Below are 25,654 nucleotides of genomic sequence, written 5' to 3' on the forward strand. Positions count from 1 at the left end.
GCTTTTCGGGTATCATCTGTAACTTCCTGGTCTTTCTCTCCCACGCCGGGATTTAGGCTTGCCGAGTATTTCAGCCCAGATCACGCCTTTCACGGCATCATCCCTTGATACATGACTGAAATCAAGATTAACCCTTGGCTTTTTCGGCGCCGTCAGATCACCGATCTCGATGGGAGACTGACTGATCTTGGCCTGAGATTTCGCCGCTTCACGTTTCCTGCGTTCTATCTCCTTGTACCGGCGCTGCCACTCGTCACTCATTTGCGTAGTCGGATGACCTTCTTTTTCAGCAGTTGTCCGTCTGTCTACGCCGTCTCTCTGATCCTGTGACGACTGCTGCGGTTTTGATACCGGTTCTTGCTCCGTCTGAGGTTCTTCCTGACGGAAAATATCCTCCCAATTGATTTCATCAGGCTGTTGTTCCTGGCCGGACTGGGGACGGCGGTTTTGCCCCGTTTTCTGTTCCTTCCCCTTCCCCTGAAAAAAACTCAACAGGGCAGCGATTAAGAAGAACAGCAGAAGCGGGCTTTCAAATAAGAGGGTAATGATTCCTGCCATTACTGACACGCTCCCTTACTGAATCGATTCATCGAGAATCGATGTATTATTTATTCTGGTGCGGGTTGCGGTCAACGCCGTCCTCATCATCACTCGTCGCTTTACCGATGGAATCGCGCATATCGGTATCAGCTTTAATATTATTGAAATTCATATAATCCATTACACCAAGTTTTCCGCTGCGAAGCGCTTCGGACATTGCCATCGGCACTTCCGCTTCCGCTTCAACAACTTTCGCGCGCATCTCTTCGACACGTGCCTTCATTTCCTGTTCCTGTGCAACGGCCATGGCTCGACGTTCTTCCGCTTTTGCCTGTGCAATTTTCTTATCGGCTTCCGCCTGATCCGTCTGGAGTCCGGCACCGATGTTCTTGCCGATATCAATATCTGCAATATCAATGGACAGGATTTCAAATGCTGTTCCTGCATCGAGACCTTTTTTGAGAACTGTTTGCGAAATCATATCCGGATTCTCAAGAACTTCTTTGTGATTTTTCGCAGAACCGATTGTCGATACAATCCCTTCACCGACACGGGCGATGATTGTTTCTTCACCGGCACCACCTACGAGTCGGTCAATGTTCGCACGTACCGTAATACGCGCTTTTGCTTTGACTTCAATTCCGTCCATTGCCACACCGGCAATAAACGGTGTTTCAATTACTTTCGGGTTAACACTCATTTGTACGGCTTCGAGTACGTCTCGACCTGCGAGGTCAATCGCCGCACATCGTTCAAATGTCAGGTCGATATTCGCACGCTGAGCGGCGATAAGCGCATTGACCACCCGGTCAACGTTACCACCAGCAAGATAATGACCCTCAAGCTTATTCGTGCTGATATCAAGACCTGCTTTTACCGCTTTGATCAGCGGGTTAACAACGCGGTGCGGGATAACCCGACGAAGTCTCATCCCGACGAGTTGGAAAATACCAACCTTTACACCTGCTGCCCATGCTGAGATCCAGAGAGCTACCGGTACAAAAGTGAATAGTACCGCAAGTGCGACAATAATCAGACCAATACCGATTAATAATGCAATTTCTTCTGTGAACATTCTGTTTCCTCCTTTAATTTACATTCATCTGTGGATCGTATCCGTTCTTTGAATCAGTCCTTGACCTCTCTGACTACAATTCTCGAACCTGAAACAGAAACCACTTTGACTTTTCTTCCCTGTTCAATATATCCTCCCTCAGAGACGACGTCAAGTCGTTCGTCACCAATCTCTGCCACCCCTGATGGCCTGAGGATTGTCAGGGCAGTTCCTGTCTGATCTTTAAGCTCTGATTTTGTATCCGCAGAAACATACCCCTGGTCGTTCCCAGCCTGATCCACGAGTACCACACGCTTTAATGGCCCGTTATAACCGACATATTTAAAGAACAGCACAGAGGCGACGACCGTCACAATAATGGCAATAAACATTGACATGAGCATCATGCTCGTGTCATACGAACTGAGCACAAGGCTTCCCATAATTGCCCCGATCCCGATGAAACCAAGCACACCGAAACTCGGGGAAAAGACCTCGATCAGCAGTAACACTATCCCCACACCTAGAAGAATCACGGTCTCCAGTCCGGCAAAACCTGCAACAAGATGCCCAAAAAAGAACAGGATTAAGGCTGAGGCGCCCATGATTCCCGGAATACCGAAACCCGGTGAATACAGTTCGAGCACGAGTCCAAGGCTGCCTATACTCAAAAGGATCGGAACGATGATCGGATTTGTGACAAAACGGGCCACTTGTTCAGAAAAAGTCACTTCCATTTCCCTGATCTCAGCATCTTCATACCCGATGAACGAGAGCACTTCCTCACGAGTTGAAAGCACTTCTTCTGCATAGCCGACCTCGAGAGCCTGCCCCGGGGTCAGCGTCAGAATATTGTCATCTGTAATATCCAGTTCCGGGATTTCGATGCTTCTGTCTGCCATGGCAAGGGCATATACCGGATCTCTGTCATTCAACTCAGCCGCTTCCCGCATATTGGCAAGCCACGCTGACTGTGCCTTATCATCCGCAGCGCTTCCACCACCGTCAACAACCGTCGCAGAACCCATATTAGAACCGGGAGCCATGACAATCTGATCGGCATTTAACGAGATGTATGCCCCGGCAGAAAGAGCCCTCTCTACAATAAAAGCCGTCGTATCCGGTTCTGCATTTCGAATCAGTGATGCAATCCCGCCTGCTGCATCGACAAAACCACCTGGTGTATCGACTTCAAAAATAATATGACTCGCGCCTTCTTCCTCAGCCGTCCTTATCGAACGTTCCAAAAACGCCTGAAGTCCCCGCTCCACTTCTTTTTCAACAGGGATCACGTAAACAAGCTCGCCTTCTCCCGAACTCTCTGCCTGCTGAACGGGGATAAACAAACCGCTGATCCCGGCAAGAAGAATCAGCATATATATCGCTATCCGCCATATTTTCATCCGAAACCCTCCCTTCAGTCTTCCTGTGTCTGAAATAATAGGACACCTATTCTTACGTTCTGAACAATGAAAATGTTTCACTTGATATGTACTTACAGTCTACTTATTTTTCATGATTTACAAAAGGATTTCGCCTCAATAGACGTCAAAAACCCCGGTGACTGACACCGGGGTTGTGAACCGTTTTAGGATAAAGATTTCTGTACAAGCTCTTTGACCTGATTGCCGTCTGCACGGCCTTTGACTTTCGGCATGATCGCCCCCATTACCTTACCCATCTGTGCCTTGGATTCCGCTCCGGTCTCTTCGATGGTTTCATCGACGATCGCCTGAAGCTCCTCATCGGTCAGCTGGCTTGGTAAATAGTCGGCTAATACCTCCATCTCGAACGCCATTTTATCACAGAGGTCTTTTCGGTCAGCCTGTTCAAATTCGTAGAGGGATTCTTTACGCTGTTTCATTTCACGGTTAAGGACGGTCAGAACCTCATCCTCAGAGAGACTGCTTCCGGCTTTGATGGATTCATTCTGAAGTGCTGCTTTTACGGAACGAATCACACTCAGCCGTTCTTTCTCCCGACTGCGCATGGCCTGCTTCATATCATCCTGTAGACGATCCTGAATGTTCAAAGACATGACACCCTCTCACATTAAAACTTGCGCTTTCGAGCCGCTTCAGATTTCTTTTTGCGCTTAATGCTCGGCTTTTCGTAGTGCTTACGCTTACGAACTTCCTGCATTGTACCTTCTTTAGACATCGATTTCTTAAAGCGACGAAGAGCAGCATCAATCGACTCGTTCTTTTTTACACGAGTTTCTGCCATTCTGTATCCCTCCCTCCGAACAACCAATCACAACATTACTCCGAGTAGGAGCATGTCTTCACCGATTATATATGAATTACAGAATCGGGTCAACGTTTGTTTACAGTTATTTGCTTAAATTTTCAAAGGATTTCTCAGCCCGGGGAAAGACCCCGCACGCTTTATGCCATTTGCCGTTCAGCAACTGCCACAAAGCGTCCCTGATTCATTGGGTAGCCTGCCTGTTCGATTCGGACTTTCACGATTTCACCAATATAAGAATCTTCAAGTTCCACAGCAACTTTCAGGTAATTATCCGTATAACCGACAAGTCGCTCAGGATGATCCGCATCACGTTCCTCCGGAATCATTTCGACGATTTCGCCTTCATACGAGGACGCATATTCCTTGGCCTGCTGATCGGAGAGCGCAATAAGACGATGCACCCGTTCATTTTTGATCCCGTCATCAACCTGCTCGTCCATGCGCGCAGCCGGTGTACCGGTACGCTTTGAAAATGGGAAAACGTGAAGCTCTGAATAGCCAATATCTCTTATCAGCTGATACGTTTCCTCAAACTCTTCATCAGTTTCACCGGGGAAGCCGACAATCACATCTGACGTGACCGCGAGACCCGGTAACGCTTCTTTTAAACGCTCCACACGCTCCCGGTAAAACGATGTTGTATACTTGCGGCGCATCCGTTTTAAAACCGTATCCGAACCGGACTGAAGAGGAATATGAAGATGATTGACAACCTTGTCTGAACGGTTGATCACCTCGATCACTTCATCGGTGATCTGACTCGCTTCGATCGATGAAATCCGGATTCTTCGCAAGCCCTCTATTGTTTCAAGATCTCTGAGAAGCCCGGCAAGATTGTAATCCTTCATATCTTCGCCGTATCCACCGGTATGAATGCCCGTCAGTACTATTTCTTTATAGCCAGCTTCCACAAGCTGATTGGCCTGAGACAGAACATCTTCCGGCTTTCTTGAGCGCATCAGCCCTCTCGCCCAGGGAATAATACAGAACGTGCAGAAATTATTGCAGCCTTCCTGTATCTTTAATGATGCGCGCGTGCGGTCCGTGAATGCCGGGACATCAAGCTCTTCATAAACCCGTGCCTTCATAATGTTTCCTACGCCATTAACAGGTTCTCTCGACACCTGAAACTCCTTAATATAAGGGATCAGTTTATGACGATCCTGGGTACCGACAACGATATCCACTCCTGGAATCGCCATGACCTCAGCCGGGGATGTTTGCGCATAGCAACCTGTCACACACACCACGGCGTCCGGATTCTTCCTGATTGCCCTGCGTATCACCTGTCTGCTTTTTTTATCTCCGGTATTCGTTACTGTACAAGTATTAATGACATACACATCTGCCAGCTGATCAAAGGCCTCTTTTTCATAGCCTTCTGCCTGAAACAGTTGCCAGATGGCTTCTGTTTCATAATGATTGACCTTACAACCCAATGTGTGGAATGCCACTTTCGGCATAGAATTCACCTCGATAGTTCAATTTGATAAGAAACCGCAGCCAGAACATAGAGCGGTGCCGTTTCCGTACGCAGAATACGAGGTCCGATGGAGACGGACCGGACGCCTGCTCGCTCAAGCTTCTCGATTTCCTCAGGAGAAAAGCCGCCTTCAGGTCCAATAATCACCAAAATCCGCTGCCCGGGCAGGAGGCCATTGAGAAGAACAGGAAGGGCATGATGATTGCCGGCCTTTCCTTCTTCCTCATATGCTGCGATGACAAGATCGTACTCTTCCACAAGTCCTTGAACCCGAGTGAAAGATACCGGCTCGGATATACACGGAACACGGTTTCTGTGGGCCTGTTCGGCTGCTTCTTTCGCTATTTTACGCCAACGCACGACTTTTTTTCCAGCTTTTTTTTCATCGATCTTCGCAATCGAACGTGACATTTGCACCGGGATCACAGACGAAACACCAAGTTCTGTAGCCTTCTGAATAATCAGCTCGAGTTTATCCCCTTTTGGAAGTCCCTGAGCGAGTGTGACCTCGACAGGCATTTCACTCGTTTCTTTCAGCCACGTCTCCAACTCGGCATGCACCCGCCCCTCAGCTGTGCTTTGAATAGTAGCTGTCCCACAAGAGCCATCAGGCATGCAGCAGATGATGCGGTCACCATCGGTCATTCGCATTACCTTCGAGATATGATGGGCATCATCGCCAGTAAGGATAAACAGATCTTCTTTCATTTGATCGGCTTCAACAAAATATCGCTGCATGTCTTCAGTCCACGCGATCCGGCTTTTTTGCCGCTATGGCAACCCAATCTTCCATCTCGATGGTTTCCATAACCGTCCATCCCGCTTTTTCAAGCGCTTCGGTGACCATTGCCTGCTTTTGACCGATGATTCCAGATGTAATGAACATCCCTCCAGGGCGCGTCAGCTTCAACGCCTCTTCCGGGATCGTCACGATTACCTCTGCTAGAATATTTGCCACGATCAGATCCTGTTCAGACGGGGTATCGTCTAAAAGGTTCCCCTGTTTGACAGACACCCGGTCGTGCACTTTGTTCAGTTTCGTATTGATCACCGCGGAATGGACAGCCACTTCATCCAGATCGAGAGCATGGACTTTCGCAGCGCCAAGTTTTGCTGCTGCAATGCTGAGAACACCGGTCCCGCATCCGACATCGACGAGACTGTCACCTTCCCGGATATATTTTTCAATCATCTGAATGCACATCACCGTCGTTGGATGCGTCCCGGTACCAAAAGCCATTCCGGGATCGAGTTCGATAACCAGTTCATCGTCATGAACAGCTTCATACATTTCCCATGTCGGCGTAATTGTGACGCGATCCGACACTTTAACGGGCTTATAGTATTTTTTCCAGGCAGTTGCCCACTCTTCCTCATTGACTTCACTGACGGTCACTTTATTCAGACCCAAATCAATATCAAAGGAGGAAAGATGATTGATCGCCTGTTTAATTTGATCCACCGCTTCACCAAGGAAGCTGTTGACCGGTAAATAGCCTTTCACGAGCACTCCCTCTTCCGGATAATCCTCAGGGGAAAGGTCATAGATTTCACCAAACTTCGTATCCCAGTCCCGGAATAAATCTTCCCTGTCCTCAATGACGACACCGCTAGCTCCTGATTCATGCAGGACATGGCTTACCGGTTCAACGGCCTCCTGTGTCGTATGGATGCATATTTCAGACCAATTCATCGCATTCACTCCCGTCAAATCTTGAATCCGTGCTTACTGAAACCCACGCATTAACCGAAATTTTTCAGAGCCCGTTTCACTTTCTCAAAGAAATTCTGTGACTGCTCATCCGGCATTTCATCCCCGGATTCATCATTGAATTCACGAAGAAGATCCCTTTGTTTGTCATTCAGCTGCTTCGGTACTATCACCTTGATCTGCACATGCTGATCGCCCTGGCCACGTCCATGCACATTCGGTACACCTTTTCCGCGCAATCGGAAATGAGTGGCATTCTGTGTACCGGCAGGCACTTTCAGTTTCACTTTCCCATTCAGCGTCGGAACTTCTACTTCATCACCAAGAGCCGCCTGTGGGAAGGTAATCGGCATCTCACAGAAGATGTCGTCCCCGTCACGTTTAAAGAATTCATGTGACTTGACATTAAATACAACAAACAAATCTCCCGGAGGTCCACCGTTCACACCCGGTTCACCTTGCCCGGATACACGGATCTGCTGTCCTGTATCAACACCGGCAGGTATCTTAATATGAATCTTCTTACGCTTTTTCACTTTACCCTGACCGGCACATTTCGGACACTTGTCGCTTTCCTTAATCGTCTGTCCGGTTCCCTGACAACGGGTACAGACTCTGCGGTTTACAACCCGACCAAACGGGGTGTTCTGTTCCACATTCAGCTGACCTGCACCTTTACAGTCCTGACAGGTCTGTGCAGACGCACCTGAGCGTGCACCTGATCCGGCGCATTCCGAACAGGTTTCTTCTTTTGGAATTTCAATATCAGTTTCTTTTCCAAAAACCGCCTCTTTAAATTCGAGGTTCATCGTATATTGCAGGTCGCCGCCTTGTCTTGGGGCATTCGGATCTCTTCGGCCTCCGCCGCCAAAAAACATGTCGAAAATATCCCCAAAGCCGTTGAAGTCACCGGCTCCGGCTCCGCCGAATCCCTGATTCGGATCCTGGTGACCAAACTGATCGTATTGAGCCCGTTTCTGGGAATCGCTCAGCACGTCATAGGCTTCCTTGACTTCCTTGAATTTGTCTTCTGCATCCTCTGCCTTATTCACATCAGGGTGATATTGGCGGGCAAGCTTCCTGTAAGCTTTCTTGATTTCCTGTTCGGACGCTCCCTGTTCCACACCAAGAACGTCATAGTAATCTCGCTTGCTCATAGTCTCTCACTCCCGTATTTAATCCATAACGATTAGTTTATCATGCATGCTGTTTCGCCGGCAACTGTTCGCCGGATATCTTCATGATCTGTGCAGCTTTCTTGTACCGATATCATTCATTTGTCGGCGATTCACGTTCCTGCAGTGCAAGAGAAAAGCCAAAGCCAAGAGAACCCTGACTTTGACTTCTGTAGACGAACTGATTATTTCTTTTCTTCTTCGTCGTTGACTTCTTCGTACTCTGCGTCAACCACGTCGTCATCACTGCCGCCTTGGCCAGCGTCCCCTTCAGCTTCCTGCTGGGCTTGCTGAGCCTGTGCAGCCTGTTCATACAGTTTTGTGGACAGCTGTGTCACGACTTCCTGCAGCTCATCTTTGGCTGAACGGATCGCTTCAATATCCTCACCTTCAAGAGCTGATTTCACTTTTTCAATCCCGGATTCAGCTTTTTCTTTATCTTCAGCGTCTACGCCTTCACCAAGATCTTTCAGTGTCTTTTCAGTAGTGAATACGAGCTGATCTGCTTCATTTCTCAGATCGACTTCTTCACGGCGCTTTTTATCCGCTTCTGCATTTTCTTCCGCTTCCTGAACCATCTTTTCAACTTCTTCTTCAGAAAGTCCGGATGAAGACGTAATCGTAATGGATTGCTCTTTGTTCGTGCCGAGATCTTTCGCACGAACGTTTACGATCCCGTTCGCATCAATATCGAAACTCACTTCAATTTGCGGGACGCCGCGCGGAGCAGGAGGGATGTCCGTCAGCTGGAAACGACCAAGGGTTTTGTTATCCGCAGCCATTTCACGTTCGCCCTGCAGCACATGGATATCCACGGACGGCTGATTGTCAGCGGCTGTCGAGAACACCTGTGACTGACTGGTCGGAATGGTTGTATTACGTTCGATCAGTTTCGTAAATACGCCACCCATTGTTTCAATACCGAGTGAGAGCGGGGTTACATCAAGAAGTACAACGTCTTTCACATCACCTGTCAGGACACCTGCCTGAACGGCCGCACCGAGTGCAACAACTTCGTCAGGGTTTACGCCTTTGTGAGGATCTTTTCCTGTAATTTTCTTAATCGTTTCCTGTACAGCCGGAATACGCGTTGAACCACCGACAAGGACGACTTTATCTATTTCACCCTGGCTGAGTCCTGCATCCTTCATAGCCTGACGCAGTGGTCCCATTGTCTTCTCAATCAGGTGATTGGAGAGCTCTTCAAACTTGGCGCGAGTCAACGTGAGTTCAAGGTGCTTTGGCCCTTCCTGATCCGCTGTGATAAATGGCAGACTGATCTGCGTTGACGTGACACCGGAGAGATCTTTTTTCGCCTTCTCTGCAGCATCTTTCAGACGCTGAAGAGCCATTTTGTCTTTCGACAGATCAATGCCGTTTTCTTTTTTGAATTCTGCCGCAAGGTGATCGATAATGACTTGGTCAAAATCGTCACCACCGAGACGGTTGTCACCTGATGTGGATTTTACTTCGAAAAATCCGTCACCCAGCTCAAGAATGGATACGTCAAACGTACCGCCACCGAGGTCATAAACGAGGATGGTCTGATCATCCTCTTTATCCATACCGTAGGCAAGCGCTGCCGCTGTCGGTTCGTTTACAATACGTTCCACTTCAAGTCCTGCAATTTTACCTGCATCTTTTGTCGCCTGACGCTCTGAATCATTGAAGTAAGCCGGAACGGTGATAACCGCTTTCGTGACCGTCTCACCCAAGTATGCTTCAGCATCGGATTTCAGTTTTTGCAGAATGATTGCTGAAATTTCCTGAGGTGTGTAGGATTTACCTTCCATCTCCACCTTGAAGTCTGTACCCATGTGACGCTTGATGGACGCGACAGTGTTTGGATTCGTGATCATCTGACGCTTCGCCACTTCACCAACCTGACGCTCACCTTCTTTAAATGATACAACAGACGGGGTTGTGCGTGCTCCTTCTGCATTGGCAATTACCGTTGCTTCGCCGCCTTCCATGACAGCTACACAAGAGTTTGTTGTTCCTAAGTCAATTCCGATTACTTTACTCATAATAACGTCCTCCCAATTTCAGTTTATGCGTTTACTTTTACCATGGATGGCCGGATCACGCGGTCTTTCAGCTGATAGCCGCGCTGCATCTCTTCGACTACTGTATTCGAATCAAATTGATCATCTTCCACCTGCATGATGGCTTGGTGAAGATTCGGATCAAACGGCTGGCCTACCGCTTCAATCGGCGTAATCCCTTCTTTTTCAAGCGCCTGGCCGATTTGATTATAGACCATTTCCACGCCCTTTAACAGGCTCTTTGCATCGTCGCTCTCCGGACTTACCTGCATGGCACGCTCAAAGTTATCCATCGCAGGGAGAAGTTCCTCTGCGAGTCTTTGTGAGCGGTATTTAGCCGCTGTTTCCTGTTCGATTTTGGTTCTGCGGCGGAAATTATCGAAATCGGCCTGTACGCGGAGCATTTTATTTTTCATCTCTTCAAAATCATCCTTTAGCTGATTGTAGTCCTCCACGGAAACCGTTTCTTCTTCAACAGCCTCTTCTTCGGAAACGGGTTGGTCGTCAACGTTTTCATTCGTCTCTTCCTGAACCATTTCTGCGTCTACCGCTGTATTCACTTCTTCAACGGTTTGCTTTTCTTCTTTATTCGACACCCATTTCACCTCCTTATGTGAAATCATGAATCTATTCTTTGTAATCTGTGGAGAGTTTCTTTGACAGGTCGGTCGCGAGGTATTCCATGATACTGATCACTCTCGGGTATTCCATCCGGGTTGGCCCCAGGATGCCGACTGTACCAAGATACTGGCCGCCGGCTTCATAGGTGGCGGTAATTATCGTACAGTCATCAAATGGTGCAAAGTGATTTTCTTCCCCGATCCGGATGGTCATCCCTTCCTGATCAGATCGGAACAGCTTACTGACGAGCTGATCCTCTTCAAAGATGTTCAATATCTTTCTTACCCTCTCAACATCATTGAATTCAGGTTGTGCAAGAATGTTGGTTTTCCCGCTGAAATAAACCTTTTCTCTGGCATGCTGTCTGAACACTTCATGGAAAACATTCAGCATGGCCTCATGCCTGTTGACATACTGCTTCATCACGGCATGAATCTCTTTACTCAATGCCTCATTCAGTTTATAAAGCGGAACGCCCCTCAGTCGGTCGTTCAAAATATTCACGACCTTCTCCAAGTCATCGGGGTTGATTCGCTCAGGAAAATGCACAGTCTGGTTTTCCACATGCCCGGTGTCGGTTACGATGATCGCAACCGCTTGTTTGTCAGAAATGGGGATGAGCTGGATTTGTCTGAGCTTTGACTCAAACATTTCCGGTCCGAGCACAATGGATGTATAGTTGGTCAGCTCTGACAAAAGTTTTGCCGAGTGCCGGACCACTTCCTCCAACTCGTGAAAACGACTGCGGAGCACATCCTGAATATTCCCGATATCTTCTTTCGAGAGCTGACCGGGTGACAGCAGGTGATCAACGTAATGGCGATACCCTTTATGAGACGGAATCCGCCCCGAAGAACTGTGCGTTTTCTCAAGAAAACCCATATCTTCGAGATCGGACATCTCGTTTCTGATGGTTGCCGGACTGAAGTGAATGTCATCTCGCTTAGAAACGCTCCGTGACCCGACGGGCTCCGCGTGTGATACGTAATCATCAATAATGGCTTTCAATATCAACAATTGACGTTCTGTCAGCATAGAGCAACCCTCCTGTTAGCACTCTTTGTTGTCGAGTGCTAAATCTATTATATAAGGTATCAAAGAAGGATTCTGTTTGTCAACGGCTTACGCTTCTTTTTTTAGGTTTCCTGCAAAATCCGGCATGAGATTACCACTTACTGCTCATTCCCGAGCAGAAATTTTTCAAACACATGATTGGCCAAAAGCTGACCGTCACCGGTTAGTGATACCTGACGGTCTTTAACGGTAATCAGTCCATCACCTTTCAAGGCTTCAAGAACGCCGGGAAATGTTTCTTCCATCGTGGTATGATAGCGTGCCTCGAAGTCATCCAGCGATACTCCTGCCATTTTTCTCAATCCCATAAACATAAATTCTTCTTTTTGGGCGTCAGACGAAACCTGATGCTCTTCACGTTTAGGACGCTCGCCTGCCGAAACAGCCTTCATATACTTCGGAAGCGGTCCATGGTTGGCGTATCGCTTACCGTTCAGATAGCCGTGTGCACCTGCACCAAATCCGTAATATTCGCAGTTATCCCAATACACAAGATTATGACGGCTCTCAAATCCGGGCTTAGCGAAGTTACTGATTTCATAATGCTGAAAACCGGTTCTCTTCGCATTTGCGACAAGCTCTTCGAACATATCCGCTTCAAGATCCTCATCCGGCAAACGCAACTGCCTCTTTTTTTGCATTTGATAGAAAACGGTCTTCGGTTCAATTTTCAATGAATAGGCGCTGATATGGGTGATGGGCAGTGAAAGTGCTGCTTTCAGTGTCTGTTTCCACTGTTCCATCGTTTGGCCGGGTAATCCAAACATCAAGTCGATGGACAAATTTGTGATACCGGCCTCTCGGGCCATATCAACAGTTTTTTGTGCATCACCGGGTTCGTGATCACGGTTAATAGCCGATAAAAGGGTCTCATCAAACGTTTGAACACCGATACTCAGTCGGTTCACGCCTGCATTATAAAGCCCCTTCATCATCGATGCATCACAGCTGCCCGGATTGGCTTCCACAGTGAACTCACACGATTCTGATAAAGGAAACAATTCCCGGACATCATGAATGACTTTCGCGAGCTGTTTTTCCGACATGGACGTCGGTGTACCGCCCCCAATATAGACAGACTGCACCGGTTCCTTTTCATCATGTTCATCTGCATAGATCCCCATTTCCGTAATGAGATCCTCGACATACTCATCCACAGGCTGGCTTTTCAGATAGAATTTATTGAAATCACAGTAGTGACAGATCTGTTCACAAAACGGTATATGAATATAGATGGCATCTGCCATAAACACCCCTCCTGAAAGAAGGCCGCAGCTCCTGTCTGCGGCCTTCCGAAAATCTTGGTTTAATCGTCGTTATTCATACTGAGGACGGACATAAAGGCTTCTTGAGGGACCTCCACATTTCCGACACTCTTCATACGGCGTTTCCCTTCTTTCTGCTTCTCAAGAAGTTTGCGTTTTCGGGAAATGTCCCCGCCATAACACTTTGCCAGTACGTTTTTACGCATCGCTTTGATCGTTGATCTTGCGATGATTTTATTTCCGATACTGGCCTGAACCGGCACTTCAAATTGCTGCCTTGGGATCAGTTCCTTCAATTTCTCAACAATTATCTTACCGCGTTCGTAAGCTGAATCTCTGTGGACAATAACAGACAGGGCATCAATGGACTCCCCATTCAAAAGAATATCCATCTTGACAAGACGACTTTCTTTATAGCCGATCATTTCGTAATCAAAGGAAGCATACCCTTTTGTGCTTGACTTCAGTGTGTCAAAGAAATCATAAACAATTTCCGATAACGGGATTTCATAAACAATATTGACCCGGTTGGCATCAAGATATTTCATATCCTGATACTCTCCCCGTTTTTTCTGGCAAATCTCCATGACAGGTCCCACGTATTCGTTGGGAACCATCACTTCCGCTTTGACAAAAGGTTCGCTGACATAATCAATCTGTTGAGAATCCGGCATGTTTGACGGATTATCAATAATCAGCTGTTCACCGTCCGTCAGGTTGATTTCATAAATAACACTTGGCGCTGTGGTAATAAGATCGATATTGAATTCACGTTCGATGCGCTCCTGAATGATCTCCATGTGCAGAAGACCTAGGAATCCGCAGCGAAAACCAAAACCGAGCGCTTGGGAAGACTCAGCTTCAAACTGAAGGGACGCATCATTCAGTTCGAGCTTCTCGAGGGCTTCCCGTAAATCATTATACTTATTCGTATCGAGGGGATACAAACCGCAAAAGACCATCGGGTTCAATTTCCGGTAACCCGGCATCGGTTCAGCCGTCTGACGTTTCGCATGTGTAACCGTATCACCGACACGGGAATCCGCCACATTTTTTATGGATGCAATCATATACCCGACGTCACCGACCGTTAACTCTTCTTTTTCCGTCGGTTTCGGTGTGAATACACCGATTTCCTGAGCTTCAAATTCTTTTCCGGTTGCCATCATTTTAATTTTATCACCCGGCTTTACCGTACCTTCCATAACCCTCATATAGACAATAACGCCACGGTAAGGATCATATAGCGAATCGAAAATCATCGCTTTTAATGGCGCTTCCGGATCTCCTGCCGGAGCAGGCACATGTTTGACAATAGATTCAAGGATTTCGTCGATACCGACACCATCCTTGGCCGAAGCCAATATACAGTCATCCATCGGCAGACCGATAACCTCTTCGACCTCTGCCTTCACCCGTTCGGGTTCCGCACTCGGCAAATCGATTTTATTAATAACCGGAATGATCTCCAGGTCGTTATCCAGAGCGAGATAGACGTTGGCAAGTGTCTGTGCCTCAATTCCCTGTGCAGCATCCACGATCAGAAGTGCCCCTTCACAGGCTGCGAGACTTCGTGAGACTTCATAAGCAAAGTCGACATGTCCGGGTGTATCGATTAAGTGAAAGATATATTCTTCGCCATCATTGGCCGTGTATGTCAGTTGAACAGCATTTAATTTGATGGTAATACCACGTTCACGCTCGAGATCCATTGCATCGAGCATCTGATCTTTCATCTCTCTTTGCGTCAGCGCACTGGTTTTTTCAAGAATCCGGTCTGCGAGCGTAGATTTTCCGTGATCAATATGGGCAATAATCGAGAAATTCCGGATCCGGTCTCTTCTTTTCAAACGTTCTTCTGGTTTCATAACATGCGTTCACTCCTGTCAGTCTAAACAAAGTTTGTGACTTGTCCGTTCTTTTTCCGTTCGGTATTGACAAACGAAAGGCTGTCACAACAATACTCTCTGTGCCTGCATCACAGCATGAATCTATAGATGCACACTTGCCAATTATCAAGGTGGTCGCAGGATCAGCCACTCGTATGCTTCAGGCAAATGTATGTCTAAGAACACCTACGTCCTGAACACTAGCTAACATTATAGCAAGGAATGCATGCACCATTCAATTCTTTTCTTTGCAATCTGTCAGCCTTTCAAGTAATTTCACTTAACGCCGAAAGAAAATCTTATTGCATTTTAAATACGCATTTGATAAAATCCATAGTGTTGCACGCTAAACCATCCGTAAACGTATAACAGGATACACAACGGTGAGTTTTGAGGAGGTGAATCCCGATGGCAAATATTAAATCGGCTAAGAAACGCGTACTGACAAACGAAAAGCGTCGTGCTCAAAATGCATCTTTCAAGTCAGATCTGCGCAGTTCTGTAAAAGTGTTCAATACTAAAGTTGAACAAAAAGACGTTGAAGGTGCGAAAGCCGCTTTCACAACAGCAGTTAAGAAAATTGACAAGGCTGTGAACCGTGGTGTTTACCACAAGAACAAGGCTGCCCGTCAAAAATCTGCTCTTCAGCAGAAAATGAACGGATTAGGCGCATAATAAAGAACAGCAGAGCGGTTATCCGCGCTGCTGTTTTTTATTATTTTGAATCAGCCACGTTCACGTTGCCAATGGGCATTTGTCAGCTGCGCATCTGACAAACATCAAACCTCCATGCTTTTATTCCGTTTCAGGATAAACAGCTCGACACCAAGTTCGTCTGAAATTCGTCCGGTTTTAATCTGATGATCTAATTCGGCCAGTTCATCAATCTGCTTTAACAAATCATGTTTACGGAAGCTTGAAACCTGTTTGGCTGCAAGTTTTACCACATAGGGATGAATCTTCAGTTTCCCCGCCATCGCTTTTTCACTGTATCCCTGGTCTTTTAATTCTTTAACCTGATGAAGAATTCTGAACTGCCTCACCACAAGGGCCAGTATTTTAATTGGCGCCTCTTTTTGCTTTAGCAAATCTTTATAAATTTTCATCGCTTCATCAATCCGCTGTTTAACCGTTGCATCCACGAGAGCAAAAATATCTTCTTCGAGAGACCTCGCCACGAGATCGTAAACGATCTCTTTTGTGATCACCCCGCCGTCTGCGGCATAGAGAGTGAGTTTATTGATTTCAGAAGACATGATCATGAGATCTGCGCCCGTCAATGTTAAAAAAGCATCAGCTGCTTCCTTCTCAAATTGCACCTCCGCATCCGCAGATTTAGCGGAGATCCAGTCTCTCAATTCACGTTCACTCATAGGTTCGGCTTTAAAAACTCTAGTCTGTTTCTTCAGTTCCTTGACCAGTTTTTTACGCTCATCGAGCTTTTCATAGGAAGCCATAATAATCATTACGGTCTCTTCAGGGGCCTGTGATACATAGGTCAAAAGCGCATCGGTATTATGTTCCACATCCGTTTTCGGTTTCTGGGCAGTCAAAAACCACGGATCACGGATCAATACAACCCGCTTGCCTCCCATAAACGGGAAGGTAAATGCTTCTTCCACCGCAAGCTCAATCGGAATTTCATTCATATCAAATTTACTGTAATTAAAATCATATTCATCATCTGACAGAGACTGACGCAGGATACGCTGCATCACGTCCTCCATCAGGTACGTTTCAGTGCCGTAAAGCACATAAACACGATCCATGTTCCCCTGATCAATATCCTGGATAAGCTTCATATAAGACATTTCACACACCCCTGCCCCAATTCATTTAAATATTGTTCAGCACGTCTAATCAGGCTCCTGTCAAGTCTATCTGATTTTACACAGAAAAAAAAGTTCTCTTTTTCAACTGCTCAATTGTGGATTTTTTGTGAACAGTGAATTATACTGAGAATGTAATGGGAGGGATCATATATGAACGAATTCGAAAAGGATGTTCAATCCAAACGAAATGATGCCATCGACAGCGGTATAGGTTTCGTAGCAAGTTTTGGGTTTTTTGCAACTATTTTCATCATTGCGAACGTCATCGATCTCTTTTTTGGTGGATGATCGGTCCGCAAAAGGAGCGGTTTGCCGCTTCATAAATGAGCAACGTCTCTTTTGGGGAAGAGATGTTGCTTATTTTTTATGGACCTTCACCGACCACTCTCCATTCTTCACCCTGATCTGCACGGCACCCGTATCCGCCGTCGAGAATGAACCGGCCCCAAACTGGGACAGACGTTCAACGACCTCTTCATGAGGATGACCATAGCGGTTGTTTTCCCCGGCGGAAATAATGCTGATCGCCGGCATGGCTCTCGACAAAAATGCTTCACCGCTTGAAGTGTGACTCCCATGATGTGCAACCTTCAGGATTTGAACAGATCTGATCAGTTCCTCCTGAACAAGTTCTGTTTCCACATCAGACTCAATGTCCCCTGTGAAAAGGAAGCTGACCCCTTCGATGTGCGAATCCAATACGAGTGAAAGATCATTTTCCGAAAGTGTTCCCTCATCGTTAGGGTGAATAATCCGAAACCCTGATCCGCCCTCATACCACGCCATTCCTCTTTGCCCTCGGCTGATTGACGTTCCCTGCTCATTCAGACACCGTAAACTGTCCTTCATGATCTGTTCCTGATCCATTGCTCCGCCATAGATGGCCTTCTTTATCCGAAAACGATCTGAAAGTTTACAGACCTCACCCACATGATCCTCATGCCCATGAGTCAATACCAGAAGATCCACGGACGAAATGCCCTGACCTCGTAAAAACGGTTCAATATCATAATCAAACGGACCACTTGATTCGTGATGATGCCAGGAAGGCACGCCACCTGTATCCACGATGTAGACTCCCTGTCGATGCGGAAGTTCAATGACTGCGGCATCACCCTGCCCGACATCCAAAAATGTCACAGTCGCGCCCCGATCGAGATAGGGCTGAACGTAAACGAACGTCAAAACGGCGAGAAAAACCGTGAACCCCTTCGTAAATGCATACCTGCCGCTCTTCTCCCACAAAAGAAAGAAACCCGCAGAACCTGCACAAAGTACGAGCAGCATCCAGGTATCCGGTTTACCGAATAAAAGTGAAGAATAGGCCGATTCACTGGTCCAAAGGAGAAAACCGTCCATCACCGATAACAACATTTCAGTCAATCCCGTCACCTTCACTGTGACTGAAGGCCACAGCCACAGTCCGAAAACCGTCAGAAAAGCCCCCGGCAAGAGGAAGATTGTAACAGCCGGAACCATGAGCAAATTCATAAATACGGCGAAGAGGCTCCACTCAAAAAAGATCGAAATCATGACAGGAGCAGCAATAATTTGCGCTGCCAGCGTCACTTTCATCAGCTGCGTAATCCGGTTGCCCTGGCTCAAAAGCGGAGATGACATAATCAGGGCAAAAGAGGTCAGAAAACTGAGTTGAAACCCCACATGGTAGAGATAGTAGGGATTCACAGTCAATAAGGCTATAAACACGATGGAAATACCGTCGACTGCTTTCAGTTTCCAACCGCTTTTCGCTGCAAGAATGACAGCAGCAACAGTTAATGAAGCCCGCATCACCGAGGGGGCGCCACCTGCGAGGATCATATAGACAGGAAGCATGGCAAGCAATATCCAAAGTGCCCGCTCTCTTGTAATCCCCAATCGTAACAGCAAACTGTTCATTGCGAGCGTCAGCAGTCCGACATGAAGACCCGAAACCGCAAGGAGATGAATGACGCCAAGCCTCTGATAGGCCTCAATCACCGAAGGGTCCACTGATGAGCGGTCGCCATAAACAAGGGCAAGAACCAATGCCGCTGTTTTCGGGCTCGTTTCTCCGATTGCAATGTCGACCCGTTCCATTGCCTGTCCCCGAAACCGGATCAGCCTGTAATAACCTCCCGCTTTCTCAGGTAAACAGGACAGTTGACCGGGACTGATAAACGTCTGAAAAAAGATCTTATCCCGTTCGAGAAACCGACCGTAATCAAAGCCGTGCGGATTGCCCGGAGGCTCCGGTTGAACAAGGTCAGGTGCCGTAATTCTGCAGGTCATGCCAGCCGTGACAGTTGGAGAGGCCGATTCCTGTTCATTCAAATACACCTGAACTCTTCCTCCTGTGCCATCCTCCTTCATCACAAAACGCCTGCTGTTTCCGGAAGCAGTCAAAACCGGTACATCATGAACAACTCCTGTGAGATAATCGGGCATCTCTTCAAAAACAGGCCGATCAAGATCGCTTCTCACCATCAACAGTAAAATGAAAACGGCCAACGTCACCAGAGGAATCGCGCAAGTACGGATGAGCGAACGCTGCCCCTTCGATTTGAGAACGAATAATATCCCTGTATGTGATAAAAATCCGAAAACAACGAGGACCGGCCATTCATGATCGTTTTTCAGTAAAATGATGAGAACCGTGAGAAAAGCAGTCAGTGGCCAGACGCTCATGGCATTCCTGCTCCTGATACCTTAATCAGCGAGCGTAACGTCTCAAAGGTTTTATCCCCGATTCCAGGGACCTGAACGAGCTCTTCTTCGTTTGTAAAAGGACCATGTTCGTCTCTGTACTGAATGATGGCCGCGGCTTTTGCAGGACCGATACCAGGCAATGTTTCGAGAGCCGCATGATCGGACCCGTTTAAACAAACAAGACCGTCATCTTCTTCCATCGTTGCCCATGCCGTTTCCATCATGTTTTCCGGCGATACACCAACTGCCTCTCCGGCCATTTCATACGGAACATAAACAACCATCTCATCACTCAGCCTCGATGCAAGGTTAATACCGTCGTGTGCAGCTGTATCAGTAAATCCTCCGGCTTCCATGACCGCATCGAGAACACGGTCATCACTTTGCATGCGATAAACACCGGGCCGCCTCACAGCTCCCTTCACATCGATATAGATCCCGCTGTCATGTTGCACGGCGGGTTCCTCTACATCAAGATCATCAAAGGCTCCATCCGAAAACTCAGAAACGTCCCCGTCAGACCAATCCTCCCATTCCTTAATCTCTGTTGCACCTGTCATGGAGAACCCGGAAAACCAGGTCAAAGCAAGCATCAATAAAAAACCTGCACCGGCACTGATCAGAATCAGTTTCCAGTTCGCGAGCACATGTTTCATAGCCATACCTCCAAATGTTATGGTAATAAATGGGGCTTGCTCATGTGCTGTACGATCCGTTCCGGTACAGCTATAAATATATAGGGTATAGAGTAGGTGATTCCAATCAGTGTGGATAACGGGGAACAGCAGGATATGAATTCGCTGCTGAATAAATGCGGGGGAAAAACACCCGGATCTTAAGCAAAACCGGCAGGACAATTGAAGCATGCCGTGCCGATCACGCAAAATATAAATGTCTATTTTTTCTTTGCTCTGAAGAAGATCCGGTCTGATTCTTCTTTTATATCTTCTCTTCCAAAAGCGGACGTCATGACAATATCGGTAAAGCCTGCTGATCGGAGCATGCGCTCATACTTATCCGGACCAAATGTTCGTTGATAATGCTCTTCATCGAAACGGTCATATGTCCCGGCACCATTCAATTTAAAAAACGTCATGATGTGGTGCACACTGAGGGGAGCGTCTCCCTGCTCGCTGAACCAGATGTAAGACACATCTTCCCCATTCTCCCCATACATCTGGTTATTGAAAATCTCTTCCATTTTATATGGAGAATGCACATCAAACAGAAACTCGCCTCTTGAGCGGAGTGTCTGAAAGATTCGGTTGAAGGTTTGGACCACACTTTCTTCATCATGAAGATAATTCAGACCGTCACAGAAGATTATCACGCCATCCAACTCATGAAAACCTTCGAGCGTTCTCATGTCCTGTTGGACAAACGGAATCTGAAGGTTTGCAGATCGTGCTTTCGCATCGGCGATCGTGAGCATATCCAACGAAATGTCCACTCCCTGCACCTGAAAACCGCTCTTTGCAAGCTCGATGGTGAATGTCCCGGTCCCGCAAGCGAGATCGAGAACAGATGCCCCCGGCTTCAAATAATCCCTCGTGTACGAAAGCCATTCATCATAAGGCGCATCATCCATCAGTTGATCATACACAGATGAAAAGTGCTGATACATCAGACTGTCCCCTTTCAGGAGTTGGTTTGGAGGATTGTGTCTGCTTCGATGGTTTTGGCATCGGCCCACAATTTTTCCAGGTTGTAATACAGCCTTTCGTCTTTGTGGAACACATGAACAACGACATCCTTTAAATCAATCAGGACCCACCGTGCTTCACTCAGACCTTCAAGTCGCTTGACTTCAATCCCCTGTTCTTGGGCCGCATTTTTCACTTCTCTTGCAATCGCTTCAACCTGTGTTTCGGAGTTCCCGTGTGTGACGACAAAGTAATCTGCAACAAGCGATATTCCCTGCATATCCATGGCAATGGTCTGATGACCATTCTTATCATCGATGGCTTTAACAGCCAGTGTTAACAATTCTTTTGTATCCATAACGCATACATCATTCCTTCTCTGTTTGTATCAGTTGATATAAATCATTATACCCTTTAAATGTATCCGGGTAAATCGGCAATCGTTTACCCGCTAAAAACCGGATGCTGTTTGACAACGCTTCGAAACACGCTTCATCCAAATCCCGTTTTGCCGTTTCTCTTGTTTCATTAGCCTGTTTAAATGTCCGTCCCGGCTCAATATAATCTGCAAGAAACACAATTTTTTCTTCCCTGCTCATGCCGGATCGGCCCGTCGTGTGGTAACGGATCGCGTTCAATATCTCCTCGTCGTTGACGCCAAGCTCTCGCTTCACATACACCGCACCGACAAAAGCATGAAGGATGTCATCTCCATAGTCCAGAAGATCATCAGGCAAATCGTCCATGTTTCTCACCTCTTGACGCATCTCCTCGGCCTGTCGGTATTTCGCGTAGTCATGAAGGATCGCCGCCAAACGGATCGTTTCGCGTGAACCGCCATACTTTTTTTGCAAGGCATCCGCAGTCTCAACGACACGGACCGTATGCTCATACCGTTTAGGTTTCAAGGCCTTCCTGACATGATCAAACGCCTGTTTTTCATTCATACAGACCCCGCTCCTTTATATAGTCATACACTTTCTCATAAAGTAAAAACCGGTTGTTATTGCCTTGTCTGATTCGCTCACGAATCTCCGTTGATGATACCTCGAGAGAAACGTCATCCAGGATTACGAGCTCCTTTGGAACCAGCGTCTCAGGAAGTGCATAGCCCGGTCTCAAGAGAACGGTAAATGGCAACAGAGTACTTAATTGATCTGCTTTGTGCCATTGGTGAAACCCGCTGAGGCTGTCACCGCCCATAATGAACTCGAATTGAACGTCCGGATAGGTATGAATCAGCTCCTCGACAGTATCCACCGTATAAGAACGGCCCGGCCTCTTAATTTCGATGTCGCAGAGGCGAAATGACGGATCCGTTTCCGTCACCGACCTGACCATGGCCAGACGGTCATTCACGGTTGATTCACTCGGTACAGCTTTATGAGGAGGGATGGCATTTGGCAACCACCAGACTTCATCGAGGTTCCTGTTGAGTCTTGCTTCTTCAGCCATAATCAGGTGTCCAATATGCGGTGGATCAAATGTGCCTCCAAGTATACCGGCTCGCTTCATAAAAACCTCCTGTCAGCGGGGAAGTTCAATCGTTTTATTTTCTTCGGATTCTTTATACAGAATAATTGTGTTGCCGATAATTTGCACTGTTTCGGCGTCTGCACCTTCTGACAGCTCTCTTGCAACATCATGCTTGTCTTCCGAGCAGTTTTGCAGAATGCTGACCTTAATCAGCTCTCTTGCTTCGAGGGCCTCTCCAACCTGCTTAATCAGATTAGCATTAACGCCTGCTTTCCCCACCTGAAAGATCGCTTTCAGGCTGTGAGCTTCTCCCCGCAAATATCTTTTTTGTTTTCCACTGAGCATATTTATCCTCCTAATTGATCGAGAACGGTTTGGCGCATAATATCACGCGGTGCCGTTTTTCCTGTCCATTTTTCGAATGCCAGTCCGCCCTGCAGGACGAACATATTGAGCCCGTTTTGTGTCTTCGCACCTTTTTGACGGGCCATCTTAAGTAACCGGGTTTCCATCGGGTTATATATCAGATCTGTCACGATGGTATCACGCCCGAGCATTTCAAGAGAAATCGGGATGTTATCCACATTGGGTGACATGCCGACGGAGGTCGTATTGATCACCAGATCAAACTCCATCAGTCTCGCCTGTGCGAGACTCAGAGTCAAGGATCTAGAGGCTGCATACGGTTTGCATGCCTTTGCAAGTTCACCGGCCTTGGTTTCCGTTCGGTTTGCTACATACAACTCCTTGACTTCTTTCGATGCAAGCGTCATGGCGACCGCCCGCGCTGCACCTCCTGCACCGATGATCAGGACGCGCATGTCCGTGAGCGGATGAGTCAGAAGTGGCCTCAGTCCTTCAAGATAACCCGCCCCGTCTGTATTAAAACCGGTGAGTACGCCATCATCATTCACAATGGTATTCACAGCTCCGATCCGCTCGGCAAGGGGGTCAATCGCATCGAGATGCTTCATAACATCGACTTTATGAGGAATGGTCACGTTGACTCCGCGGATTCCGAGGGCCCTGACCCCTTTTACTGCATCCTGGAGACCTTCAGGCTTCACATGAAAGGCGTGATAAGCCCCGTCAATCCCGGCATGCGAGAGGGCGGCTTCATGCATGGCAGGTGACATGCTGTGTTCAATTGGATCTCCAAAAACTCCAAAGATTTGTTTCATCTGATTCCCCCCGTTCCTGATTGGTACATCGATAATCAACGTCAACACGTCATTTTATCATGCATTGTATCAAACTTTTAAAAAAGAGAAGGCCGGATACTGACTTCAACGCCTTCCGGCACATAGGAGGCAACAATTGCCCCCGGTCCATCAACGGTCACCCAACCGAGACCGGAATAAACGATGTCAAATTTCCCTGCGTCCACTTTCCATTCCTTACGTTTTAATGGAGGGAAATGATCCAACTCGCTGCCCGATGGCGGAGAAAGCTGATCACCAAGCTGTGTTTCATACAGTCTGTCCGCTTTTTCCAGTTTTGTGCGATGGATATACAGATCATTGGACATAAAGACAATAAAAGACTGTCTGTCTCCTTTGAGAAAATCTATCCGGCCAAGACCGGCAAAAAAGATGGACTGTTCTTCAGACAGCTGAAAAATTTTCGGTTTGACCTCTTTTCGTGGCAATATGGTCTTCAGTGTCGACCTGTCCACACGGTGCGCCATCTGATGTGTATTGATTATCCCCGGCGTATCGTAAAGGGAAGATCCGTCATCAAGCGGCACATCGATCATGTCAAGAGTCGTTCCCGGAATGTTGGATGTCGTAATCATCAGTTCATCCGCAGCACCGTACTCTTTCAAAAGCCGGTTGATAAACGTTGATTTCCCCGTATTCGTACTGCCGGCAATGAACACATCTTTGCCGTTACGGTATTCTTCAATAAGATCGGCAGCTTCAAGTACACCTTCGCCGGTTTCGGCACTCATGAGATGAACATCAACAGGTTTGAGCCCTTTTTCCTTGGCTGCCCTTTTCATCCAGTGAATGACCTTCGGCCGTTTGACTGATTTCGGCAGTAAGTCCACTTTATTCCCAATAAGCAGCACCGGGTTCTCTCCCACATAACGCTGCAGACCATTCAGCCAACTGCCGTCAAAATCAAAAATATCGACGACCTTGACAACCAGTCCGTCCCTGGCACCAAGCTGATTCAGAATCCGCAAAAAATCGTCATCCGTGAGTGATACATCCTGAACTTCATTGTAATGCTTCAGACGATAACAGCGCTGACAGATGACAACCTCCCGCTCAAGAGCCGAAGGCGGCGTGTAGCCCGTTGCCTCCTTATGCTCTGTTTGTATGGTAACGCCGCATCCGGCGCAGATTAACGCTTCTTGCTCTCGATCAGATCCCATTCAATTAACCCCTTTCGTTTCATTAAACTGAACACTCTTCGTTCCATCATACGGTTGAACTTGGTAAAGATGCCATCTGTCGGTTTAACCGGGACGACGAGAATGGTATTGAACCCGCCGCGATTGCCACCGAGAACGTCTGTCATCAGCTGATCACCGATAACCACCGCTTGTTTTTTACTGCCATTCAACAGCTTTATCCCCTGTTCAAATCCGCCGGTCAGCGGCTTCTTTGCACGATAAATAAACGGGATGTTCAAAGGCTTTGCAAAAGCCCGGACCCGTTTTTCATTGTTGTTGGACACGATGACGATGGCAAACCCTTCTTTTCGCAGATGGGTAAACCATGCCTCGAGTTCTTCTGTTGCATTCGCCTGATCCCATGCTACAAGCGTATTATCAAGATCCGTTATGATATAACGGATTCCTGCTTCCTTCAACCCCTGAACGGATATATCAAATACCGTGGGCACATACTGACTAGGGATGAATTTCTTTAACACCCTTTACCCCTCTTTTCATTTTTTT

Annotated in this window: 27 protein-coding genes; 2 read left to right on the forward strand and 25 right to left on the reverse strand. The window is 47.3% G+C overall.

What is annotated here, in order from left to right; genetic code table 11:
* Window positions 1-12 precede the first annotated feature (12 nt).
* From BSEL_RS12005 to lepA, 14 genes are all read right to left on the reverse strand, one after another.
* Window positions 13-558: a hypothetical protein gene (locus BSEL_RS12005; RefSeq protein ID WP_013173283.1), complete on the reverse strand. Its 546-nt coding sequence runs from the start codon at window positions 556-558 to the stop codon at window positions 13-15.
* A 46-nt stretch (window positions 559-604) separates the two neighbouring features.
* A complete protein-coding gene (gene floA / locus BSEL_RS12010; RefSeq protein ID WP_013173284.1) occupies window positions 605-1,615 on the reverse strand; it encodes a flotillin-like protein FloA in 1,011 nt (336 codons plus the stop codon).
* Window positions 1,616-1,668: 53 nt separating this feature from the next.
* A complete protein-coding gene (locus BSEL_RS12015) occupies window positions 1,669-2,997 on the reverse strand; it encodes an NfeD family protein (protein WP_013173285.1) in 1,329 nt (442 codons plus the stop codon).
* Between the two features lie 185 nt (window positions 2,998-3,182).
* Window positions 3,183-3,626: a GatB/YqeY domain-containing protein gene (locus BSEL_RS12020; RefSeq protein ID WP_041582460.1), complete on the reverse strand. Its 444-nt coding sequence runs from the start codon at window positions 3,624-3,626 to the stop codon at window positions 3,183-3,185.
* Window positions 3,627-3,646: 20 nt separating this feature from the next.
* Entirely contained in the window at window positions 3,647-3,820 is a 174-nt protein-coding gene (gene rpsU, locus BSEL_RS12025) for a 30S ribosomal protein S21 (RefSeq protein ID WP_013173287.1), read from the reverse strand.
* A 161-nt stretch (window positions 3,821-3,981) separates the two neighbouring features.
* Window positions 3,982-5,307, reverse strand: a complete 1,326-nt coding sequence (mtaB, locus tag BSEL_RS12030; protein WP_013173288.1) for a tRNA (N(6)-L-threonylcarbamoyladenosine(37)-C(2))-methylthiotransferase MtaB — start codon at window positions 5,305-5,307, stop codon at window positions 3,982-3,984.
* A gap of 5 nt (window positions 5,308-5,312) precedes the next feature.
* Window positions 5,313-6,065: a 16S rRNA (uracil(1498)-N(3))-methyltransferase gene (locus BSEL_RS12035; RefSeq protein ID WP_013173289.1), complete on the reverse strand. Its 753-nt coding sequence runs from the start codon at window positions 6,063-6,065 to the stop codon at window positions 5,313-5,315.
* A gap of 4 nt (window positions 6,066-6,069) precedes the next feature.
* The gene (gene prmA / locus BSEL_RS12040) at window positions 6,070-7,020 is read right to left on the reverse strand and encodes a 50S ribosomal protein L11 methyltransferase (protein ID WP_013173290.1); all 951 of its coding nucleotides are present in this window, start codon (window positions 7,018-7,020) and stop codon (window positions 6,070-6,072) included.
* A gap of 50 nt (window positions 7,021-7,070) precedes the next feature.
* Window positions 7,071-8,195 (reverse strand): molecular chaperone DnaJ, encoded by a 1,125-nt coding sequence (gene dnaJ, locus BSEL_RS12045; protein ID WP_013173291.1) that lies wholly within the window; start codon window positions 8,193-8,195, stop codon window positions 7,071-7,073.
* A gap of 203 nt (window positions 8,196-8,398) precedes the next feature.
* Window positions 8,399-10,240 (reverse strand): molecular chaperone DnaK, encoded by a 1,842-nt coding sequence (dnaK, locus tag BSEL_RS12050; protein WP_013173292.1) that lies wholly within the window; start codon window positions 10,238-10,240, stop codon window positions 8,399-8,401.
* Window positions 10,241-10,263: 23 nt separating this feature from the next.
* A complete protein-coding gene (grpE, locus tag BSEL_RS12055; RefSeq protein WP_013173293.1) occupies window positions 10,264-10,854 on the reverse strand; it encodes a nucleotide exchange factor GrpE in 591 nt (196 codons plus the stop codon).
* A 31-nt stretch (window positions 10,855-10,885) separates the two neighbouring features.
* Entirely contained in the window at window positions 10,886-11,914 is a 1,029-nt protein-coding gene (gene hrcA, locus BSEL_RS12060) for a heat-inducible transcriptional repressor HrcA (RefSeq protein ID WP_013173294.1), read from the reverse strand.
* A gap of 137 nt (window positions 11,915-12,051) precedes the next feature.
* On the reverse strand, window positions 12,052-13,200 hold the full coding sequence (hemW, locus tag BSEL_RS12065) for a radical SAM family heme chaperone HemW (RefSeq protein WP_013173295.1): 1,149 nt from the start codon (window positions 13,198-13,200) through the stop codon (window positions 12,052-12,054).
* 59 nt (window positions 13,201-13,259) lie between these two features.
* Window positions 13,260-15,086: a translation elongation factor 4 gene (gene lepA / locus BSEL_RS12070; RefSeq protein ID WP_013173296.1), complete on the reverse strand. Its 1,827-nt coding sequence runs from the start codon at window positions 15,084-15,086 to the stop codon at window positions 13,260-13,262.
* Between the two features lie 429 nt (window positions 15,087-15,515).
* Between lepA and rpsT the strand changes: the two genes are divergently transcribed.
* The gene (gene rpsT / locus BSEL_RS12075) at window positions 15,516-15,782 is read left to right on the forward strand and encodes a 30S ribosomal protein S20 (RefSeq protein ID WP_013173297.1); all 267 of its coding nucleotides are present in this window, start codon (window positions 15,516-15,518) and stop codon (window positions 15,780-15,782) included.
* A 104-nt stretch (window positions 15,783-15,886) separates the two neighbouring features.
* On the opposite strand, the gene holA is transcribed toward rpsT, so the two are convergent.
* Window positions 15,887-16,918 carry a DNA polymerase III subunit delta gene (holA, locus tag BSEL_RS12080; protein ID WP_013173298.1) on the reverse strand — a complete coding sequence of 344 codons (1,032 nt, stop codon included), beginning with the start codon at window positions 16,916-16,918 and terminating at the stop codon, window positions 15,887-15,889.
* Window positions 16,919-17,089: 171 nt separating this feature from the next.
* On the opposite strand from holA, the gene BSEL_RS17555 reads away from it, so the two are divergent.
* Complete coding sequence (locus BSEL_RS17555) at window positions 17,090-17,227, forward strand: YqzM family protein (RefSeq protein ID WP_013173299.1); 138 nt, start codon at window positions 17,090-17,092, stop codon at window positions 17,225-17,227.
* A gap of 69 nt (window positions 17,228-17,296) precedes the next feature.
* Here the strand turns inward: BSEL_RS17555 and BSEL_RS12090 are convergent, their stop codons facing one another.
* From BSEL_RS12090 to BSEL_RS12135, 10 genes are all read right to left on the reverse strand, one after another.
* Entirely contained in the window at window positions 17,297-19,606 is a 2,310-nt protein-coding gene (locus BSEL_RS12090; RefSeq protein ID WP_013173300.1) for a DNA internalization-related competence protein ComEC/Rec2, read from the reverse strand.
* Window positions 19,603-20,283 (reverse strand): ComEA family DNA-binding protein, encoded by a 681-nt coding sequence (locus BSEL_RS12095; RefSeq protein ID WP_013173301.1) that lies wholly within the window; start codon window positions 20,281-20,283, stop codon window positions 19,603-19,605. The genes BSEL_RS12090 and BSEL_RS12095 overlap by 4 nt, the downstream gene beginning before the upstream one ends.
* A gap of 239 nt (window positions 20,284-20,522) precedes the next feature.
* The gene (locus BSEL_RS12100) at window positions 20,523-21,251 is read right to left on the reverse strand and encodes a class I SAM-dependent DNA methyltransferase (protein ID WP_013173302.1); all 729 of its coding nucleotides are present in this window, start codon (window positions 21,249-21,251) and stop codon (window positions 20,523-20,525) included.
* Between the two features lie 14 nt (window positions 21,252-21,265).
* A complete protein-coding gene (gene rsfS / locus BSEL_RS12105; protein ID WP_013173303.1) occupies window positions 21,266-21,628 on the reverse strand; it encodes a ribosome silencing factor in 363 nt (120 codons plus the stop codon).
* A 10-nt stretch (window positions 21,629-21,638) separates the two neighbouring features.
* Window positions 21,639-22,217 carry a bis(5'-nucleosyl)-tetraphosphatase (symmetrical) YqeK gene (yqeK, locus tag BSEL_RS12110; protein WP_013173304.1) on the reverse strand — a complete coding sequence of 193 codons (579 nt, stop codon included), beginning with the start codon at window positions 22,215-22,217 and terminating at the stop codon, window positions 21,639-21,641.
* The gene (gene nadD / locus BSEL_RS12115; RefSeq protein WP_013173305.1) at window positions 22,210-22,785 is read right to left on the reverse strand and encodes a nicotinate-nucleotide adenylyltransferase; all 576 of its coding nucleotides are present in this window, start codon (window positions 22,783-22,785) and stop codon (window positions 22,210-22,212) included. The genes yqeK and nadD overlap by 8 nt, the downstream gene beginning before the upstream one ends.
* A gap of 12 nt (window positions 22,786-22,797) precedes the next feature.
* A complete protein-coding gene (gene yhbY / locus BSEL_RS12120) occupies window positions 22,798-23,091 on the reverse strand; it encodes a ribosome assembly RNA-binding protein YhbY (protein WP_013173306.1) in 294 nt (97 codons plus the stop codon).
* 2 nt (window positions 23,092-23,093) lie between these two features.
* Entirely contained in the window at window positions 23,094-23,927 is an 834-nt protein-coding gene (gene aroE / locus BSEL_RS12125) for a shikimate dehydrogenase (protein WP_013173307.1), read from the reverse strand.
* A 77-nt stretch (window positions 23,928-24,004) separates the two neighbouring features.
* Window positions 24,005-25,126: a ribosome biogenesis GTPase YqeH gene (gene yqeH, locus BSEL_RS12130; RefSeq protein WP_013173308.1), complete on the reverse strand. Its 1,122-nt coding sequence runs from the start codon at window positions 25,124-25,126 to the stop codon at window positions 24,005-24,007.
* Window positions 25,096-25,629, reverse strand: a complete 534-nt coding sequence (locus BSEL_RS12135) for a YqeG family HAD IIIA-type phosphatase (protein WP_013173309.1) — start codon at window positions 25,627-25,629, stop codon at window positions 25,096-25,098. The genes yqeH and BSEL_RS12135 overlap by 31 nt, the downstream gene beginning before the upstream one ends.
* Window positions 25,630-25,654 lie beyond the last annotated feature (25 nt).

The sequence above is a fragment of the [Bacillus] selenitireducens MLS10 genome, assembly GCF_000093085.1.
Taxonomy (GTDB): domain Bacteria; phylum Bacillota; class Bacilli; order Bacillales; family Salisediminibacteriaceae; genus Salisediminibacterium; species Salisediminibacterium selenitireducens.

Bases quoted from the DNA above. Each gene is read 5' to 3' on its own strand.
- BSEL_RS12005 (WP_013173283.1), bottom strand. From the start codon at position 558: ATGGCAGGAATCATTACCCTCTTATTTGAAAGCCCGCTTCTGCTGTTC.
- floA (WP_013173284.1), bottom strand. From the start codon at position 1,615: ATGTTCACAGAAGAAATTGCATTATTAATCGGTATTGGTCTGATTATT.
- BSEL_RS12015 (WP_013173285.1), bottom strand. From the start codon at position 2,997: ATGAAAATATGGCGGATAGCGATATATATGCTGATTCTTCTTGCCGGG.
- rpsU (WP_013173287.1), bottom strand. From the start codon at position 3,820: ATGGCAGAAACTCGTGTAAAAAAGAACGAGTCGATTGATGCTGCTCTT.
- mtaB (WP_013173288.1), bottom strand. From the start codon at position 5,307: ATGCCGAAAGTGGCATTCCACACATTGGGTTGTAAGGTCAATCATTAT.
- BSEL_RS12035 (WP_013173289.1), bottom strand. From the start codon at position 6,065: ATGCAGCGATATTTTGTTGAAGCCGATCAAATGAAAGAAGATCTGTTT.
- prmA (WP_013173290.1), bottom strand. From the start codon at position 7,020: ATGAATTGGTCTGAAATATGCATCCATACGACACAGGAGGCCGTTGAA.
- dnaJ (WP_013173291.1), bottom strand. From the start codon at position 8,195: ATGAGCAAGCGAGATTACTATGACGTTCTTGGTGTGGAACAGGGAGCG.
- dnaK (WP_013173292.1), bottom strand. From the start codon at position 10,240: ATGAGTAAAGTAATCGGAATTGACTTAGGAACAACAAACTCTTGTGTA.
- hrcA (WP_013173294.1), bottom strand. From the start codon at position 11,914: ATGCTGACAGAACGTCAATTGTTGATATTGAAAGCCATTATTGATGAT.
- hemW (WP_013173295.1), bottom strand. From the start codon at position 13,200: ATGGCAGATGCCATCTATATTCATATACCGTTTTGTGAACAGATCTGT.
- lepA (WP_013173296.1), bottom strand. From the start codon at position 15,086: ATGAAACCAGAAGAACGTTTGAAAAGAAGAGACCGGATCCGGAATTTC.
- rpsT (WP_013173297.1), top strand. From the start codon at position 15,516: ATGGCAAATATTAAATCGGCTAAGAAACGCGTACTGACAAACGAAAAG.
- holA (WP_013173298.1), bottom strand. From the start codon at position 16,918: ATGTCTTATATGAAGCTTATCCAGGATATTGATCAGGGGAACATGGAT.
- BSEL_RS17555 (WP_013173299.1), top strand. From the start codon at position 17,090: ATGAACGAATTCGAAAAGGATGTTCAATCCAAACGAAATGATGCCATC.
- BSEL_RS12090 (WP_013173300.1), bottom strand. From the start codon at position 19,606: ATGAGCGTCTGGCCACTGACTGCTTTTCTCACGGTTCTCATCATTTTA.
- BSEL_RS12095 (WP_013173301.1), bottom strand. From the start codon at position 20,283: ATGAAACATGTGCTCGCGAACTGGAAACTGATTCTGATCAGTGCCGGT.
- BSEL_RS12100 (WP_013173302.1), bottom strand. From the start codon at position 21,251: ATGTATCAGCACTTTTCATCTGTGTATGATCAACTGATGGATGATGCG.
- rsfS (WP_013173303.1), bottom strand. From the start codon at position 21,628: ATGGATACAAAAGAATTGTTAACACTGGCTGTTAAAGCCATCGATGAT.
- yqeK (WP_013173304.1), bottom strand. From the start codon at position 22,217: ATGAATGAAAAACAGGCGTTTGATCATGTCAGGAAGGCCTTGAAACCT.
- nadD (WP_013173305.1), bottom strand. From the start codon at position 22,785: ATGAAGCGAGCCGGTATACTTGGAGGCACATTTGATCCACCGCATATT.
- yhbY (WP_013173306.1), bottom strand. From the start codon at position 23,091: ATGCTCAGTGGAAAACAAAAAAGATATTTGCGGGGAGAAGCTCACAGC.
- aroE (WP_013173307.1), bottom strand. From the start codon at position 23,927: ATGAAACAAATCTTTGGAGTTTTTGGAGATCCAATTGAACACAGCATG.
- yqeH (WP_013173308.1), bottom strand. From the start codon at position 25,126: ATGGGATCTGATCGAGAGCAAGAAGCGTTAATCTGCGCCGGATGCGGC.